Source organism: Sphingomonas sp. BL2, assembly GCF_056680015.1.
Map to the genome: position 1 here is coordinate 1 of NZ_JBWXPL010000003.1, position 15,516 is coordinate 15,516.

Genomic DNA, 15,516 nt, shown 5'->3' on the forward strand with positions numbered 1-15,516 from the left:
CAAGACGTCAGACGTCCCGGTAGGTGGTAGAGGATACAGCTCATTACCTTTCGTGTTTGATTTAATTGGGCTGGTGAACGGTGTCGGACCAAAGCAACCCCTAGTCGACGATCAGGACGGTCAACTCACGCTTACGTATTTGTTTGCGGTTCGCAAAAGAATTGAGCGGATCACGACAACCTCGCCCGGGTCGCTTGGCCTTCATCCCTTGGTGTATTTCTATACGCGTGGAGGGGCGTTCCAGCCCGTAGCGTTTCTCGCAGTGCTTCAGCTTGTTAAGAAGCTGGTCGAGTCCTCCAAGCTAGACGATTTCATTAAAGTGCGTCGACCATTCGAGGATTTCCTCGTTGCGCACAAAGAGGCGTTTACGCTTATCGTGAAAAGCCAAGGCGCCGGCGCGAAAAGCCGCCCTGCGCTCGAGGATTTTCTATGGCTCACGCTCGAAGGGCTCTGGGCGGGGATGGACGACCCTCAGATTATTGAGAGTATGTCGAGCGATAAGCGGTTCCGGTTTTTCGCCACTCCAGCCCCGATCCGTGGTGATGGTGAGGGCGGAAAGGCGTTCAGCACTGCCACCAAATCAGCGGCCTTTGTCATCGAACTGGTTCAAAACGGGGCGCGATGCGGGATTTGCAGCGGGTTACTTCATCGTAACTCGATCAGCACGGATCACATCGTGAGGAAGCAGGACGGTGGCGGCGCAGACGGAAAGAACGCGCAGTTAGCGCATCCCTACTGCAATTCGACATACAAGAATTGACCTCGCCAAGGGTGTGCCACGTGGCACACCCTCGCGGTCGAGCTAGATCCATTGCCGCTGAAGGATCTCGGCATACTCCCAAGCCAGCACAGCGACGCCGGCGACGGTCGCGGCGAGCGCAAACAGCGCGAGCCGCGTTGGCGCACCGAAGCGGGGGCCGCTGTCGCGGGTGATAATGACGCCAGCGCCGATCGCAAACGCAAGGACCAAGCCCGGCCCCAGCTCGTAGAGGACCAGGCCGGGGAGGCGGTTCGGGAGCAGGTAGGGGAAGTCGCGGATGACGCGCCCGGTGACGACCGTGCCGACGACGAGGGAGACGGCCATCCCCCATCTGCCGATTGTCACTGCGGCCGGGGAGCCGGGCTTAAGCACCGATCTCATTCCCCGAACATACAACGCCCGCCCGTCTGCGCGGTCTTTGCCAGCCAAGTCGATCGTCACCCGTATGGGCGGAAACCCGCTTGCGGGGTTCCGTGGAGCGGCGCGATAGCCCCGCGGAATAGAGCGCGGGCCGAAGGCAGGCCCCGATCACTTCTTGATCGTACCTACACTGCATCCTTCCGGCACCTGGGCCTGACGCACCGCAAGTTTTCGCATCCCTTCGTAATCGACACCCCAAAGTCCTGCTCTCTGCGCTGCCGCTTTTCGCATCAAATCAACGTAAGCGCCGCCTGAATAAACTCGGTAATCGACCGCGTACCCTTGGGCGACCATCGTAGCTCCGACACTGGCTTTGTTGGCTGGAAATCTGCATGCTAGGTTCAACCGCCCGTAGCTCTTCGGATTCGTCCGGCACTGGTTCTCATGCCGCAAAGCGTAATCGAACATCGATACTGAACAATCCATGCCACCATCGCGCAACGTCAGCCTCCTCAAGGCATCACTCGACAGCTTTTTCAGCAAGGGCAAGTCGTCATCGGGTGCATCGATCCCGACAATCCGCACCCGCCCATTCGTAAAATCGACTGTATCGCCATCAATAATTCGGGGATTTGGCGACGTAAGCCTCGTCTGAGACGCTTCAACGATCGACTCTTTGTTTTGCGTGATCGAATATACTGCAACGATTACGAACGTCGCTCCCATCATCCACCGTTGGAACGGCGTCACTCCGGGAAAGAGCTTCATACTCCCCGGACCTCGCGCAACAGATCGTTCCAGTCGCCTGCATGGGGCGGCAGCTTGCTGACGAGCTGGCGGCCGTTGGCCGTCAGGTGCGGGGTGGCGCGTGCGATAGCGCGCGCCGCCTCGCCCCCATGCTGGCTGTAGATGACGACGGTATGGATGCTCTCGGGGATGGCGACGGCCTGATACCGCTCGATCCCCAGCACGGGCCATACGAAATAGTCAGCACCGAGCATGTTCATAACGCTCGCGGCGTCCTCGACACCTTCGGCAAGGCGCAGCACGCCGTCTGTTGGGATGCCACCCCATCGGACCGCTCCGCTGCCGGGATTGCCGAGCATCCACTTGGGTTCGGGCATGTCGGCTTTGCCGCGCCCGTCGGGCGCGAGGAAGGTCCGATGGATCGCGACCACGCCGGCGTCTTCTTCGATCGGGACGATCAGCGCTGGCGCATACGCCTTGGCGGCGCCGGCACCGAACTGGCAGCGTGGATCATAGCGAGCGTTGATGCCAGCGGGGATGATCGCGCGCGAGCGCAAGTAGCGATCGGCAAGCGAGCCGGCGTAAGGCTCTGCGTGTCGCCACACCGCCAACGCGACCTTGTTGTGGTCGGCCTTGCCCTCCTGCCGCTGGCCCGGGTCGTGGTCGACGGGCGCGAGGATCTTGCCCGAGCGCAGCGCCGCCATGATCGCATCGGCAGCGCACCCGGCGAAGCAATGGAACAGCACGGCGCGCTCGCCGACGCGGACCGACAGACTAGCGGTGCTGTCGGCGTGCGCTGGGCACCGGCACATGGCGAAATCGCCCTTCCACTTCCCGCCGAGCTGGCGGACGATGCGGTCGGCCTGGTCCTCAATCGTGGCAGTCTGACGTTGGGCCATCTAAGACACCCCTGGTGCAGGACACGTAAACGCTACCCAGCGATTATGCAAAGCGCCAGTGAAAAGTGCATAAATCACGTTGAGGAAACAGGATGGAATTTGAACTGCTGCTTGAACGCGAACTGACGACGCTGCGCCCACCAGGAGGGACGATCACTGACGTTCACGTGTGCCAACGTCACTGCAGCAAGTGGCATATCAACGTGCGCGTGAGCTGGCGCGGTACGGCGCTGTTCCATGTCGGCCTTTACGACAAGAAGCGTATTCGCCTGTATAAAAAGGCATCTTCCGCCATTCGTCACATTATTATCGGCTACGGGTACGAGGGCGTAGTTCACGTCCACCCAGAGCCGGGGATGCGCGATGAAAAGGCATTTTGACGGGACGGGCTGTTTTCCGCGTATGAAACTTTGGTCATTTTCGGGCTAGGCAAAGCCGCTTAAGCGATTTAGCTTGTTGCCACTCTAGGAGTGAAAACATGGCAAATCGCTTATGTTCATCCCTTGCAGGCTGCGCTCTCGTCGCGACCTTTTCCACGGCATCTCCGGCCCGAGCCGAGAACACTTGGGCCTGCGAAGTCCTCCTTTGCGCGAGCAATCCTGGTGGATGGATGCAGTTCAAAGAGTGCGTCCCACCGATACGCAAGCTCATCACGCATCTCGGTCTCGGGGGTGGATTCCCGACCTGTAGCGCGGGCGGTGTGCGGAAGGCGGACTATACCAAGCCGAAGAATGGACGGCCTGGCTACGTCGTCATGACGATGCAGGACGGCACCCGGACTCGTTACACGGTGCCTTCAGAAGCGCAGGTTGGACAGGCGGAGGCCACGGCACAACCGGGGTCGCCCCTCGGCTCAAGTACCTTGGAGCGGTAATGACGCTCCCCGCCGCTGTCGTCATGGGTCTCGCGGCGCAATGCGCGCCAAATGTGGCACCCGAGACGATTGCGGCGATCGTCCAGACGGAAAGCCGCGGCAATGAGTTGGCGATCGGCGTCAACGGGTTCGGCAGCAAGGTCGCGCAGCCGACGAGTGTTGCGCAAGCAATCGAGGTCGCGCGCTTCTATGTCGCCAAGGGGTATTCAGTCGATCTCGGCCTCGGCCAGATCAACTCCCGCAACATGAAGGCGCTCGGCCTGACGTGGGACACGGTGTTCGAGCCTTGCACGAACATCGCCGCGGCCGGTGCGGTCATCTCCGGCAACTACCATAGCGTTCGCGCCGGGCTGCACCCCCAACGCGCGCTTCGCATTGCCCTGTCCATGTATAACACCGGGTCGCAGTCGCGTGGCTTCAACAACGGCTATGTCGGAAGGGTGGTCGGCAACGCCGGCATATCCGACGGCATCCAGCCCGTAGCGGTCAAGGTGGCCGCCTTCTCCGGCTCCAATGATTCCAACCCGGCGAGCGCGACTGCGCAGCTCGCCGCGCTGGTCGCAGAAAACACGTCCGTCGCGGGGCAGTCGAAAGCTGCGCCACCCCCACCGCCGTCAGCTTGGGACGTGTTTGCGAAGGCGGAATATGAGCGAGCGCGTCTCGCCGGAGAAGGAGAAGAACGATGAATCTCGCATCTTCGATCGGTGGGCCGGCGCTCGCCCTTCGATCCAGAGTGACCATGCGCGTCGAGGCGATGACACCTCGTCAACGCAAGGTCGGCAAGCTGTTGTCGATGTTCGGCATGGTGGGGCTGGCGACGCTGCTGTCGGCCGAGCCTGCATTCGCTCAGACCAATCTCGAGAGTTTCGGCACCGCGGTCCTGGGACTGCTCAGTAACGGCCTCCTGCGCACCGTTGCGATCCTCGCGATCATCGCGGCCGGGTTCGGGTGGCTGACCGGCCGCGTCAACACCGGCGCTCTCGTCACCGTCATCATCGGCATCGCGCTGATCTTCTCGGCACCGTGGATCGTCACCCAGCTCAGCGGTGGAGGCTGATCGTCAAGGGAGCGGGGCGCGGTCAGCGCCCCGCTCCCGCTTTTTTCGTGTGGAGTATCGAGCGTGGACGAAGATCGGGAGACAATGACACGCAACCCGCTGTTCCTGGCGGTGACACGGCCCGCTCTGTTCGCGGGCATCCCGATCGAGGCGGCAGTGCTGATCCTCATCTCCTCGGTGTGCATCCTGATCGGGTTCAACAATCCGGTCTATGCCGCGGTCAACGCCGGCGTAATGTTCGGCCTGTCACGCCTAATCGTGCGGCACGACGTGAACGCCTTCCGGCTGATCTTCCTGTGGGGTCGCACCAAGGCGGCGAACCGCAACCGGGCATATTGGGGCGGTTCGAGCTACACGCCGCTCCCCCTCAAGGGCATCAAGCGCAAGGGGTTCGGCCGCAATGGCTAAGGCAAACCGCCTCTCCGACCAGGTGCCGTTAAAGGTCGCGCTCAAGGAAGTGCTGCCGACCAAGTTCCTGCCCTATGCGCGGCACGTCAACGACGAGGTGGTAGCGCTCGATTCCGGCGCGATCATGCTGACTTTCGAGCTGCAAGGTCGCGCCTTCGAGACGGCCGATGTGCGCGATCTGAACGACTGGCACTCGAAGCTCAACGGGATGCTTCGCAACCTGCATGACGATCGCCTGTCGATCTGGACGCATCTCGTCCGCGCGCGCGTCGAGCAATATCCGGGCGGCAACTTCCGCTCGCGCTTCGCGCGCGATCTCGATGCGGCTTACTTCGCACGCATGAATCGCGAGCGGATGTTCATCAACCGCTTCTTCGTGACGCTGGTGGTTCGCCCCGCGATTCACGGCGCCGACAAGCTGGTCCAGCTCTTCAAGAGCAAGGCGAAGGCAGGGACGGAAGCCGACGAGGTCGACGCCGATCTGCTGGAGCTGCTGGAGGATAAGGCGCGCGATTTCGAGAAGCTGCTTGATCGCTGCTCGCCGCGCCGGCTGTCGATCTACGGGTTCAACGGCCTCAAGTTTTCCGAGACGATGGAGGTCGCGGAAATGGTGATGACGGGCCGGCATCGTCGCGTCCCGATCATCCGGGGCCACCTCGGTAGCGCCCTCTATCGCCAGCGCGTGATCTTCGGCGGAGAGACGGTCGAGGTCCGCGACGCCGATCGCAGCGCTTTTGGCGGCATCTTCGGCATCCGCGAATATCCGGCGTTCACGACGCCGCGCCAATTCGAGTCCCTGCTGGCGGTCGATTTCGGGTTCGTGCTGACGCAATCTTTCACCTTCCTCGGCCGCGCCGCGGCATCGGAGCGGTTCCGGCTTCGCCAAAAGCAGATGGAGAACGCCGACGATCGCGCCGTCAGTCAGATGCTCGATCTCGTCGACGCAGCGGACGATCTCATGTCCAACCGCTTCGTTCTGGGCGATCATCACTTCACGCTCGCGGTGTATTCCGACAGCCTCAAGGGGCTGCGCGACAACCTGTCGATCGCGCGTGCCGCGCTCGCCGACACCGGCATGGTGGCGGCGCGCGAGGGCGCTGCGCTGGAAGCCGCGTATTGGAGCCAGCTCGTCGGCAATTTCGCGTGGCGGGCAAGACCGGCGCCGATCACGTCACTCAATTTCGCGGCGTTCTCGCCGTTCCACACTTACCCTGCCGGCCTCGCTGCCGGGAATCATTGGGGCGATGCGATCGCGCTGATGAAAACGAGCGCGCGCAGCCCCTACTTCTTCAGCTTCCATAAGCGGGACATCGGTCACACGCTGGTTGTCGGCCCCACTGGCGGGGGCAAGACGGTCATCGTCAACTTCCTCATGGCGCAAGCCGAGAAGACGGGCGCGCGCCAGATATTCATCGACAAGGATCGCGGCGCGCAGATTTTCGTCCTGGCCTCGGGCGGCACGTATCTGACGCTCGCCAACGGCACACCGACGGGCTTCGCGCCGCTCAAGGCGCTCGAAAACAATGCGGAGGATCGCGCTTGGCTGTCGCTGTGGGTGCGCCAGCTCGTCCGTGCAGAACAGCGCCCGATCACGGTTCAGGAAGAGCGGATGATCGACGAGGGCGTGGCCGCGGTGATGCGGCTCCCCCGCGAGGATCGCTCGCTCGATGCACTGCGGACCATGCTTGGCATGGCGGACGCTGGCGGCATCGGCGCCCGTCTCGAGAAGTGGACTTCGCGCGGTGCGATGGGGTGGGTGTTCGACAACACAGCGGACGAAATGACGCTCGATGCGCGGTTCATCGGGTTCGACATGACGGACTTCCTCGACAATGCCGAGATCCGCGCACCGGTGATGCTCTACCTGTTCCATCGCATCGACAAGATGCTGACCGGCGAGCGGACGATCATCGCCATCGACGAGTTCTGGAAGGCGTTACAGGACGAAGCGTTCCGGGGCTTCGCGCAAGACGGCTTGAAGACATACCGCAAACGCAACGCGATGATGGTGTTCGCCACACAGTCGCCTGCCGATGCGCTCAAGAGCGACATTGCGCACTCGATCCTCGAACAAGTCGCGACCCAGGTGATGCTCCCCAATCCCAAGGGCGCGCGCCGCGACTATGTTGAGGGCTTCTCGCTTACGGACGCGGAATATCAGCTCATCCGCGAAGAATTGTCGCCAGAATCCCGCAAGTTCCTCGTCAAGCAAGGCCATGACAGCGTTGTGGTCGAGCTGGACCTGACCGGACTCGATGACGAGTTGGCGGTCCTGTCGGGTCGCGCGGAAACGACGTCGATCGCCGTCGCGGCAGCAGCGGAGTTCGGCCCCGATCCCGCGGCTTGGCTCCCCGTATTCCACAAACGTCGTCGTCCAAGCTGAGAAGGAGAAGGGACATGCGTAGCTTGAAAGTTTTCGCCGTCGCGCTGGCAGGATCAGCGTCCATGCTCGCCGGGTCGGCGCACGCACAGGGTATTCCGGTCATCGACACGTCGTCGATCGTCCAGCAAATCGAACAGGTCCGGCAGGGCGTGCAGGTTCTCCAGCAGGGCGCCGCTCAAATCCAGGAAGCGCAGAAACTCTACCAGGATCTCAACAAGGCGACCGACATTGGCAACATCGCCAACCGCCTGAAGAGCGACGTTCTACGCACCAGCAACGTGTCGTCGAACAGCCTTGGCGGCTACACCAGCGGCGATCTCAACGTCATAGGCGGGCTGCGCGGCAAGGCGAACGAAGTTTATCAGGATTTGATCGGCCGCGTCTCGCCAACGGCCACAGCAGAGCAGCGCGCGGCATCAGAACAAGGTGCGCGAGAGGCGGCCGTAACTACCGGTCTCGCGAGCAACGTCGGCGACGCCGTAACGAGCCGGCGCGAGGGCCTGGAAGAGCTTCGTACCCGCCTCAATGGATCGACCTCGGCAGCCGAGCGCGCCGATATGACGGCGCGGCTCCAGCTCGAACAGGCGCAAATGATGAACGATCAACTGGCGCTTCAAGCGATCGAGATTCAACGGCGCGCGAAGGCGGAAGGCGATTACCAGAAGTATCTTGCTTCGCAGCAGGACAGCCGCGCCGCGTTCCGTCGGGACATGGGCCTGAACTGATGGCCTGTTTCCCGCGCCTTGCCCTCCCCCTCGCGCTCCTATGCGGACTGGTGGCCTGCACACAGTCAGAAAAGGAGCAAGACGCATCGGGGCTGCGCTCCGATCTTCCCCTACGCGATACTCAATACCTGATCGCGCATCGAGCCGAGTTGCAGACGATCAATTCAGTTTGCGCGGCATGGAAGCAATCACAACGGCCCGTGGGATCATGGCCTTCGGTCATCGTCTCCAACTGCAACAACGCGGAAGGTGCGAACGAATATATTCGATCGACCGAGCAAAGAGCAAAATTTCGAAAGGAGATGGGCATCTAGCCCGTCGCCTCAGCGCGTTTTTTAAGGACGATTGACGTGGGTAATGACGTCTTTACTCGGATGTTCGACGCGCTAAATAATGCTCTTGCTGGCATTATTGCTGCTTACTCCGGCATGGTCGACTGGATTTCCGGGCCGCTTCGGGTCGGCGTCACCATCTATATCATCCTCCTTGGCATCGCGATCCTGCGAGGTGCCGTCGATTATCCATTCCGCGAGTTCGTGTTCCGAGGGATGAAGTTGGCGGCTCTAGTGTTCGCTGTAACCACGCTCTACGGCGCATCTATCAGCCTCTTCACGATGAACGGCCTTCCTCAGGACGTTGCCAATGCCGTGGGAGGTCCCAACGTCACCGGCCTCGGCGGCTTCTTCGACAACATCGTCAAGGGGTCGGCACAAACGGTCGATCGCATCACGCAGATTCAGGACATGAAGACCGCTGCCGCGGGTCGAAACCTGATCGGTATGCCAAACAACATCATCGAGATATTTTTCACCGGCGTTTATTGCCTAGTCATCATGGTTCTTGCCCTTCTGGCGACCGCCCTGGGCTTTACGATCTGCGCGTTCGCGCTTTTTGCACTGGCGCTGCTCGCTGTAGTCGGCCCGCTGTTCGTTGCTGCTCTGCTTTTCGAGTCCACAAGGTCGTTCTTCTTCGCCTGGCTCGGATCGGTCATTAGCTACGTAATGCTCGTGGCGTTCGCGTTGCTTCTGACCGTCTTCATCCAGCAAACCGGGGAGACGTTCATCACGGAAGCGACGGCGGGTAATACCGATATCGTCGCAATCGCGGTGAAGGCCATCGCCTTCTACATCTTGGGGTTCTTCTTCTTCCTCCAGATACCGGGCCTCGCCGCTGGTCTTGGTGGTGGTGGCGCCTCTCTTGCTACGCAGTTCGCACACGCCGCGACCGGGAACATCATCCCTGCCGCTGGTCGGGCGCTGTCGGCTGCGCCGGGCAGGATAGCGAGCTCCGCATTCGCGAGGGGCCGCCCCAGCGCCGGGGGCAGCGGGGGCGGCACTCTTCGCCGCACAAGCTAGATCAGGAGATTGGAAATGAAGTTCGGTTCTGCCCTGGCGGTTCTTGCTCTCGCGAGCCTCACCCCATCCGTTCCGGCCGCGGCGGCTAAGGATGACAAGCTGCCTCGCTGCAACGGGCGGCAGAAGCGTCCGGCAAACCTATACGGCACGATCCTCCCGACGCTGCCGGATCGCTCCGCCCCCGCTGCTGCGGCGTCGCCAAATGGGGCGGGTGTGCCACGTGGCACACCTAGCCCTCAAGGCGCGCCAGTCCGGTCGGCACCTCCCACGACCAACCTGTTTCCTCCGGCGAGCGCGGCGCCTGCCCCACAAGGGCCGGACACGTCGCAAGGCGACAAGGTGCCGGCGATCAGCGCGATAGGGCCAGGAGCCGGCTCTATGGCGGCCCTCCCGACCTCATACGCGAGCTGCTGACATGGCGATCGGTGTCAAAGACAAAGAGGAAGACCTCAAGGCATATTTCGCGGAAGCGGAAAGCTGGGATCGGGATCGGTTCGTGGCCGCAACGCGCTCGCGGCGTGTGGCCTGGATCGTAGCCGGCGTGACAAGCGCATTGGCGATCGTCAGTGTCGGATCGGTCATGGCGCTTTCGCCGCTGAAGACCGTCGTTCCCTACGTCGTCACCGTCGATAAATCGACCGGCGCGACCGAAGTCGCTCAAGGACTGCGCGGCGATAAATCGATCACCTATGATGAGGCGATCCGTAAGTATTTCCTCGCCGACTATGTACGGACGCGCGAGGGGTGGATTCCGCAAGCCCGGGAAGAGTTCTACCGCAAGGTGTTGGCGCTCTCGTCGCGCGAGGAACAGAACCGTTGGACGGCCTTCTACAAGAAGGACAATCCGGACTCGCCGCAAAACCAGCTCACCGCCAGCGATGCGGTTTTCGTGGCGATCCGCTCTGTCGCCTTCATCTCGCCCAATGTCGCCCAGGTGCGCTTTGTCAAACGGTTGCAGCGCGACCAGCAGGTGATCGAGACGCCTGCCATCGCGACCATCACGTTCGATGTGCTGTCGAAGCCGGAAACGGAGTCCGGCCGGTATGCAAACCCGCTCGGATTTCAGGTGAAATCCTACCGAGCTGATGCGGAGGTTCCGACCCGATGAAACCCATCCTGCTCCTGGCCGCGGCGATCGGCGCGCTGTCGGCAGCGCCGGCGCTGGCCCAAACACCGATTCAGCGCGGCGCCGATAATCGCATCCGCGAGGTCAACTATACCGACGGCAACGTCATCCAAATCCGGAGCGCGTTCCGGACGGCCACACAGATCGAGTTCGCTGCAGGCGAGGTCATCAAGTTCGTCGCGATGGGCGATACCGTGTCGTGGGAGGTCGCGCCGGCTGACAATTCGCTGTTCGTGAAGCCGCGCGAGCGTGCCGGGGCGACAAATCTGATCGTGGTCACGGATTTTCAGGGCACCAAGCGCAACTACACCTTCGAGCTTTCTGCCGTCGCTGGCGCACGCTCTCCTGGGACGTTCTTCAAGGTCCGGCTTCGTTATCCGGACTATGAGGCCATGCAAGCCCGCCTCGCGCAGCAGCGTGCGCAACTCACGGCCGCACTTGCCGCGCAGAATGGCGCGATCAAGGCGGCGCTCGACATCGGTGTTCTAGAAGGCAAGCGTAACCTGAATTACAAGGTTCAAGGTTCGTCGGCGCTCCAACCCTCCGAAGTCAGCGACAACGGGCAGTTCACGGTCCTCCGTTTTCCCAACCAGCGTGAGATCCCCGCCATCTTCACCGTTAATCCGGACGGTAGCGAGGCGACCGCCTCGTTCGATGTGCGGGACGAGTTCGTGGTCATCCACGGCGTCTACAAAGAGATGCGGCTGCGCCGGGGTAAGGTGGTGCTGTGCATCTACAACGAAAGCCCGAACTTCTACGGCCGCGATCCCAAAACGGACACAGCCTCGGAAGTCGTTGAACGCACGACGGAGAACTGACGTGTCCGACAAGAGATTCGACGTCGATGCGACGCCCGACATGGGGGAGATCGATCGCACGCCCGCGGCCGATCGACCGAGCCGCATCCCATCCCTCAATGCCTCGCAATGGGATAACAAGAAGGTGATCGTCGGCGCAGCGCTCGGCGCTGCCGGTATCTTTACGGTGCTGACACTCGTCACAGGCTCGGGCAACCAGCAAGCGATCCAACCGAAAAAAGCGCCCGCTGCGGTCGAAGCGCCTTATGATCCCAACACCGTGATTGCCCCGACACTTGCGGCGGCACCACGCGATCCCAACGCGCCGGTGCAGCTCGCCGGCGAGCAAGTCCCGGCGATCGGCCCCGATGGTCAGCCTATCACGCCCTATGGATCGTCGACGGCGCCGCAACAGCAGACGCGGGAAGCGACCGAAGCGCAGCGTCGCGCGAACGACGCACGCGCGTTGCGCGACAATGCGCGGCGCTCGACGCTCATCGCCTACAACGGCGATCAAGGGGGCGTCGGCCGTGGTCAGGGCGCCAATGGCGGCGTCGGCGCGAGTGCGCAAGGCGATGACGAGAACGCTCCCCCCAAGGCGACAGCTCTCGACACCCTCAAACAAACCTCGGCGATCGGCACCGCTACGGCGCGGATGATCGGTGATCGTAATTATCTCGTCACGGCCGGGGCGATCATTCCCTGCACCCTCCAGACGGCGATGGACAGCACCGTCCCCGGCTACACGACATGCGTGATCCCGCGAGATATCTATTCGGACAACGGCCGGGTCGTGCTGCTCGAGAAAGGCACGCGCGTCTTCGGCGAGTATCAGGGCGGATTGCAGCGCGGGCAAAACCGGCTGTTCGCGATGTGGACACGGGCCGTCACGCCGCGGGGCGTGGCGATCGACATTGGTTCGCCGGCGTCGGACTCTCTTGGCCGTGCCGGCATCACCGGCAAGATCGATCGGTTCTTCTGGCAACGGTTCGGGGCGGCGCTGCTGTTCAGCGTCCTTGATGCGGGCGGGCAGATCGCCGGCCAGGCGGTCAGCCCGCAAGGCTCGACCGTGTTCCGTACCCCCGGCGATACCACGTCGTCGGTGCTTCAAGACACACAGCAAATCCGGCCGATCGTTCGCGTCAATCAAGGGACCGAGATGGCGATCACCGTCGCTAAGGATTTCGACTTCTCGCAGGTTTACGGGCTCGGTCTTCGATGACCGTTGCGGCCTTCCGCAACACGGCGATCCTCGATCATGCCGTGCGGCCGCTGCGCCGCTATCTCGATGATGAAGAGGTGACAGAAGTCGTCATCAACGAACCGACGCTTATCGGCGTGGAACGGCGCGGCGGGTGGACCTGGGAGCGCGAGGATGATCTCACGCTCGATGCGCTCAACCAACTGGCGCGCGCAGCGGCTGCCTTCACGTCGCAGGATGTGACGCGCGAGAATCCGATCTGCTCGACGGTTTTCCCTACCGGCGAGCGCGTCCAGCTCGTCATGCCGCCCGTCGTGCCCGACGGCACCGTGTCGATTACGGTGCGGAAGCCGTCGACAAAGACGCTCTCGATGCAGGATTTCGAGGCGAGCGGACTGTTCACGGATACAAAGGTCGCGAGCAAGCGGGTCAGCACCGTCGAAGAACGCCTGCTTGGGCTGCTCCACGCTGGCCGGCACGTCGAGTTTTTCGAGATGGCCGTGCGCAGCCGGCTCAATATCCTCATCTCCGGGGCGACCGGCTCGGGCAAGACGACGTTCTCAAAGGGGCTAATCCAGCTCATCCCCGAAAACGAACGCCTGCTGACGATCGAGGACACGCGCGAACTGGTCGTGCCGCACAAGAACGTGGTCCATATGATCTATAGCAAGGACGGCACCGGCACCGCCAAGGTGACGGCCAAGGAGCTGCTGGAAAGCGCCCTGCGCATGAGGCCCGATCGCATCCTGCTCCAAGAGCTGCGCGACGGCACCGCGTTTTTCTATCTGCGCAACGTCAACAGTGGCCATCCCGGCTCGATCACCACAATTCACGCGGACTCGGCGGAGCTGGCGTTTGAGCAACTGACGCTGCTCGTCAAGGAAAGCGAGGGCGGAGCGGACCTGGCCCGCGACGACATACGCTCGCTGTTGAAAATCCTCGTCGACGTCGTGGTCCAGATGAAGAAGGTCGACGGTGAGTTCCGTATGACCGAGATCTACTATGACCCTGCAGGGCGTCATGCAGCCTAAACGGAGCACCATCCTCGCGGCCGGCATCCCGGTTGCGATCGTCCTCGCCTTCTTTGTCGCGAGCGTCGTCGCGTGGATCTATCTTGGGCTTCCAAGCGCGAAATTCGACCCGTTCAAAATGCCAGCGTTCTTCTGGTATTATCGCCACGATCCAGTCGTGCTGAAGGCGTTCGGCGCCGGCATGGTCGTCGGCTTGGTGCTGACTGGGATCATGCTGTGGTGGCTACTGAAGCAGAAGCCCCCGCTCCACGGGGCCGCTCGCTTCGCCAAGGAAGGGGAAATCCGGCGCGCCGGCTTTCGCGCCGACAACGGAATCGTCGTCGGTAAAAAAGGCGGGAAGTTCCTGACCTTTGGGGGGAGCGAGCATTGCATTGTCGAGGCACCTACCCGCTCAGGCAAGGGTGTCGGGATCGTTATTCCCAACCTCCTGTCATGGCAGGAGTCCATTGTTGTCCTCGATGTGAAGCGCGAGAATTGGGACGCCACGGCCGGCTTCCGACGGAAGTTCGGACAGGCCGTCTATCTCTTCAACCCGACCGACCCGGAAGGCCGCACCGCCCGCTACAATCCCCTCGGCTATATCGATCGCCTCGATCCCGATCAGGTGGTGATCGAGCTACAGAAGATTGCGACTATGCTGTTCGTCCCACCCGAGCGGGGGGAGCCGTTCTGGACGGATTCGGCACGGACCGCGTTTGTTGGTGTCGGTGCGTATCTTGCGGTTGCCGATCTGCCGTTCACAATCGGTTCGATCTATCGCCTGATGACGACCGGCGACACGCGCGGTTACTTCCGCAAGGTTCTCGACGATCGCGCGCTCAATCTGTCGCAAGGGTGCCGTAACGCGCTTGCCGATTTTACATCGGGGGCGGACAATACGTTCGCCGGCATCGTCCAGACCGTTACCTCGAAATTGAGCCTGTGGCTCAACCCACGGGTCGATGCCGCAACCGAAGAAAGTGACTTTGATCTGCGCGAGCTGCGCACCAAGCCCATGTCGATCTACCTGGGCGTGTCTCCCGACGAGCTGGATCGCGTCGCGCCGCTTTACAATCTCCTGTTCCAACAGCTCATCGACCTGAACGTGCGTGACTTGCCGGATAGCGAAACGCCGCTCCAAGTTCTCGTTATCCTCGACGAGTTCGCTCGGATTGGCCGTGCGCAGGTGATCGCCAGCGCCTTCTCCTACGTCGCCGGTTACGGCATCCGCCTCCTGCCGGTCATTCAGTCCCGATCGCAGCTCCGCGCGGTCTATGGCGAGCATGTCGCGAACGAAATCGTTGCCAACTGCGGTGTCGAGGTCGCGTTCACACCGAAAGAGCTGCGTGTCGCCAACGAGCTGTCGGAGCGCATCGGCTATGTCGGGCAGGAATCCGTCACGAAGTCGCTCACGATCCACGGCACCCTGGCAAACCGTTCCAAGTCCATGTCGGACCAGCGCCGCGCTCTCTTGCTCCCGCAAGAACTGATGCAGTTTCCGGACGGCGAACTGCTGTTGCTACGAGGCGGCATCCCGCCGATCCACGGGGACAAGATACGGTTCTATGCGGACGGGCTGTTTCGCAGCCGCGTCATGGCGGCGCCGGTGGTGCCACCTATCCCGAAGACGGTTCGCGATGACGAGGATCTTCCCAAGTGCGCGATGCCGACGTTCGACCAGCTCACCGATCCGGACCCGCTGTCGTTTGCGATGGATTGCGTCGTGACGGAAGACCATCCCGACATGCTCATCGACGTGTCGGCCGAGCAGCGCGGAAACGAAGTCGTTGGTGTAATCGAACAGGAGCGGTGAC

Annotated in this window: 16 protein-coding genes; 13 read left to right on the forward strand and 3 right to left on the reverse strand. The window is 62.0% G+C overall.

Going from position 1 to position 15,516, the window contains the following annotated elements:
- A partial coding sequence (locus AC1ME3_RS19680; RefSeq protein ID WP_480956102.1) for an HNH endonuclease signature motif containing protein occupies window positions 1-760 on the forward strand: 760 nt, incomplete at its 5' end.
- 42 nt (window positions 761-802) lie between these two features.
- On the opposite strand, the gene AC1ME3_RS19685 is transcribed toward AC1ME3_RS19680, so the two are convergent.
- The 3 genes from AC1ME3_RS19685 to AC1ME3_RS19695 all read right to left on the reverse strand — a co-directional run bounded on the left by AC1ME3_RS19685 (window position 803) and on the right by AC1ME3_RS19695 (window position 2,766).
- Window positions 803-1,105, reverse strand: coding sequence for a hypothetical protein (locus tag AC1ME3_RS19685; protein ID WP_480956103.1), 303 nt, complete (start codon window positions 1,103-1,105; stop codon window positions 803-805).
- Window positions 1,106-1,288: 183 nt separating this feature from the next.
- On the reverse strand, window positions 1,289-1,888 hold the full coding sequence (locus tag AC1ME3_RS19690; RefSeq protein WP_480956104.1) for a thermonuclease family protein: 600 nt from the start codon (window positions 1,886-1,888) through the stop codon (window positions 1,289-1,291).
- Window positions 1,885-2,766, reverse strand: coding sequence for a DUF7146 domain-containing protein (locus tag AC1ME3_RS19695; RefSeq protein WP_480956105.1), 882 nt, complete (start codon window positions 2,764-2,766; stop codon window positions 1,885-1,887). The genes AC1ME3_RS19690 and AC1ME3_RS19695 overlap by 4 nt, the downstream gene beginning before the upstream one ends.
- Window positions 2,767-2,858: 92 nt before the next feature.
- Here AC1ME3_RS19695 and AC1ME3_RS19700 point away from each other — a divergent pair, with 92 nt between their 5' ends.
- From AC1ME3_RS19700 to AC1ME3_RS19755, 12 genes are all read left to right on the forward strand, one after another.
- Window positions 2,859-3,146, forward strand: a complete 288-nt coding sequence (locus AC1ME3_RS19700) for a hypothetical protein (RefSeq protein ID WP_480956106.1) — start codon at window positions 2,859-2,861, stop codon at window positions 3,144-3,146.
- A gap of 493 nt (window positions 3,147-3,639) precedes the next feature.
- Window positions 3,640-4,326 carry a lytic transglycosylase domain-containing protein gene (locus tag AC1ME3_RS19705; protein ID WP_480956107.1) on the forward strand — a complete coding sequence of 229 codons (687 nt, stop codon included), beginning with the start codon at window positions 3,640-3,642 and terminating at the stop codon, window positions 4,324-4,326.
- Window positions 4,323-4,697, forward strand: coding sequence for a TrbC/VirB2 family protein (locus AC1ME3_RS19710; protein ID WP_480956108.1), 375 nt, complete (start codon window positions 4,323-4,325; stop codon window positions 4,695-4,697). Before AC1ME3_RS19705 ends, AC1ME3_RS19710 begins: the two co-directional genes overlap by 4 nt.
- Before the next feature lie 84 nt (window positions 4,698-4,781).
- On the forward strand, window positions 4,782-5,105 hold the full coding sequence (locus AC1ME3_RS19715; RefSeq protein ID WP_480956109.1) for a VirB3 family type IV secretion system protein: 324 nt from the start codon (window positions 4,782-4,784) through the stop codon (window positions 5,103-5,105).
- Entirely contained in the window at window positions 5,098-7,488 is a 2,391-nt protein-coding gene (locus AC1ME3_RS19720; RefSeq protein WP_480956110.1) for a VirB4 family type IV secretion/conjugal transfer ATPase, read from the forward strand. The genes AC1ME3_RS19715 and AC1ME3_RS19720 overlap by 8 nt, the downstream gene beginning before the upstream one ends.
- A gap of 14 nt (window positions 7,489-7,502) precedes the next feature.
- Complete coding sequence (locus AC1ME3_RS19725) at window positions 7,503-8,213, forward strand: type IV secretion system protein (protein WP_480956111.1); 711 nt, start codon at window positions 7,503-7,505, stop codon at window positions 8,211-8,213.
- A 350-nt stretch (window positions 8,214-8,563) separates the two neighbouring features.
- The gene (locus AC1ME3_RS19730) at window positions 8,564-9,568 is read left to right on the forward strand and encodes a type IV secretion system protein (RefSeq protein ID WP_480956112.1); all 1,005 of its coding nucleotides are present in this window, start codon (window positions 8,564-8,566) and stop codon (window positions 9,566-9,568) included.
- 415 nt (window positions 9,569-9,983) lie between these two features.
- Window positions 9,984-10,676, forward strand: coding sequence for a VirB8 family type IV secretion system protein (locus AC1ME3_RS19735; RefSeq protein ID WP_480956113.1), 693 nt, complete (start codon window positions 9,984-9,986; stop codon window positions 10,674-10,676).
- Entirely contained in the window at window positions 10,673-11,512 is an 840-nt protein-coding gene (locus AC1ME3_RS19740; protein ID WP_480956114.1) for a TrbG/VirB9 family P-type conjugative transfer protein, read from the forward strand. Before AC1ME3_RS19735 ends, AC1ME3_RS19740 begins: the two co-directional genes overlap by 4 nt.
- Before the next feature lies 1 nt (window position 11,513).
- Window positions 11,514-12,713, forward strand: a complete 1,200-nt coding sequence (virB10, locus tag AC1ME3_RS19745) for a type IV secretion system protein VirB10 (protein ID WP_480956115.1) — start codon at window positions 11,514-11,516, stop codon at window positions 12,711-12,713.
- Window positions 12,710-13,723, forward strand: a complete 1,014-nt coding sequence (gene virB11 / locus AC1ME3_RS19750; protein ID WP_480956116.1) for a P-type DNA transfer ATPase VirB11 — start codon at window positions 12,710-12,712, stop codon at window positions 13,721-13,723. The genes virB10 and virB11 overlap by 4 nt, the downstream gene beginning before the upstream one ends.
- The gene (locus tag AC1ME3_RS19755) at window positions 13,713-15,515 is read left to right on the forward strand and encodes a type IV secretory system conjugative DNA transfer family protein (protein WP_480956165.1); all 1,803 of its coding nucleotides are present in this window, start codon (window positions 13,713-13,715) and stop codon (window positions 15,513-15,515) included. The genes virB11 and AC1ME3_RS19755 overlap by 11 nt, the downstream gene beginning before the upstream one ends.
- Window position 15,516: the final 1 nt, after the last annotated feature.

What these genes read in the sequence shown, in the direction of transcription:
- AC1ME3_RS19690 (WP_480956104.1), bottom strand. Translation starts at nt 1,888, where the DNA reads ATGAAGCTCTTTCCCGGAGTGACGCCGTTCCAACGGTGGATGATGGGA.
- AC1ME3_RS19695 (WP_480956105.1), bottom strand. Translation starts at nt 2,766, where the DNA reads ATGGCCCAACGTCAGACTGCCACGATTGAGGACCAGGCCGACCGCATC.
- AC1ME3_RS19700 (WP_480956106.1), top strand. Translation starts at nt 2,859, where the DNA reads ATGGAATTTGAACTGCTGCTTGAACGCGAACTGACGACGCTGCGCCCA.
- AC1ME3_RS19705 (WP_480956107.1), top strand. Translation starts at nt 3,640, where the DNA reads ATGACGCTCCCCGCCGCTGTCGTCATGGGTCTCGCGGCGCAATGCGCG.
- AC1ME3_RS19710 (WP_480956108.1), top strand. Translation starts at nt 4,323, where the DNA reads ATGAATCTCGCATCTTCGATCGGTGGGCCGGCGCTCGCCCTTCGATCC.
- AC1ME3_RS19715 (WP_480956109.1), top strand. Translation starts at nt 4,782, where the DNA reads ATGACACGCAACCCGCTGTTCCTGGCGGTGACACGGCCCGCTCTGTTC.
- AC1ME3_RS19720 (WP_480956110.1), top strand. Translation starts at nt 5,098, where the DNA reads ATGGCTAAGGCAAACCGCCTCTCCGACCAGGTGCCGTTAAAGGTCGCG.
- AC1ME3_RS19725 (WP_480956111.1), top strand. Translation starts at nt 7,503, where the DNA reads ATGCGTAGCTTGAAAGTTTTCGCCGTCGCGCTGGCAGGATCAGCGTCC.
- AC1ME3_RS19735 (WP_480956113.1), top strand. Translation starts at nt 9,984, where the DNA reads ATGGCGATCGGTGTCAAAGACAAAGAGGAAGACCTCAAGGCATATTTC.
- AC1ME3_RS19740 (WP_480956114.1), top strand. Translation starts at nt 10,673, where the DNA reads ATGAAACCCATCCTGCTCCTGGCCGCGGCGATCGGCGCGCTGTCGGCA.
- virB11 (WP_480956116.1), top strand. Translation starts at nt 12,710, where the DNA reads ATGACCGTTGCGGCCTTCCGCAACACGGCGATCCTCGATCATGCCGTG.
- AC1ME3_RS19755 (WP_480956165.1), top strand. Translation starts at nt 13,713, where the DNA reads ATGCAGCCTAAACGGAGCACCATCCTCGCGGCCGGCATCCCGGTTGCG.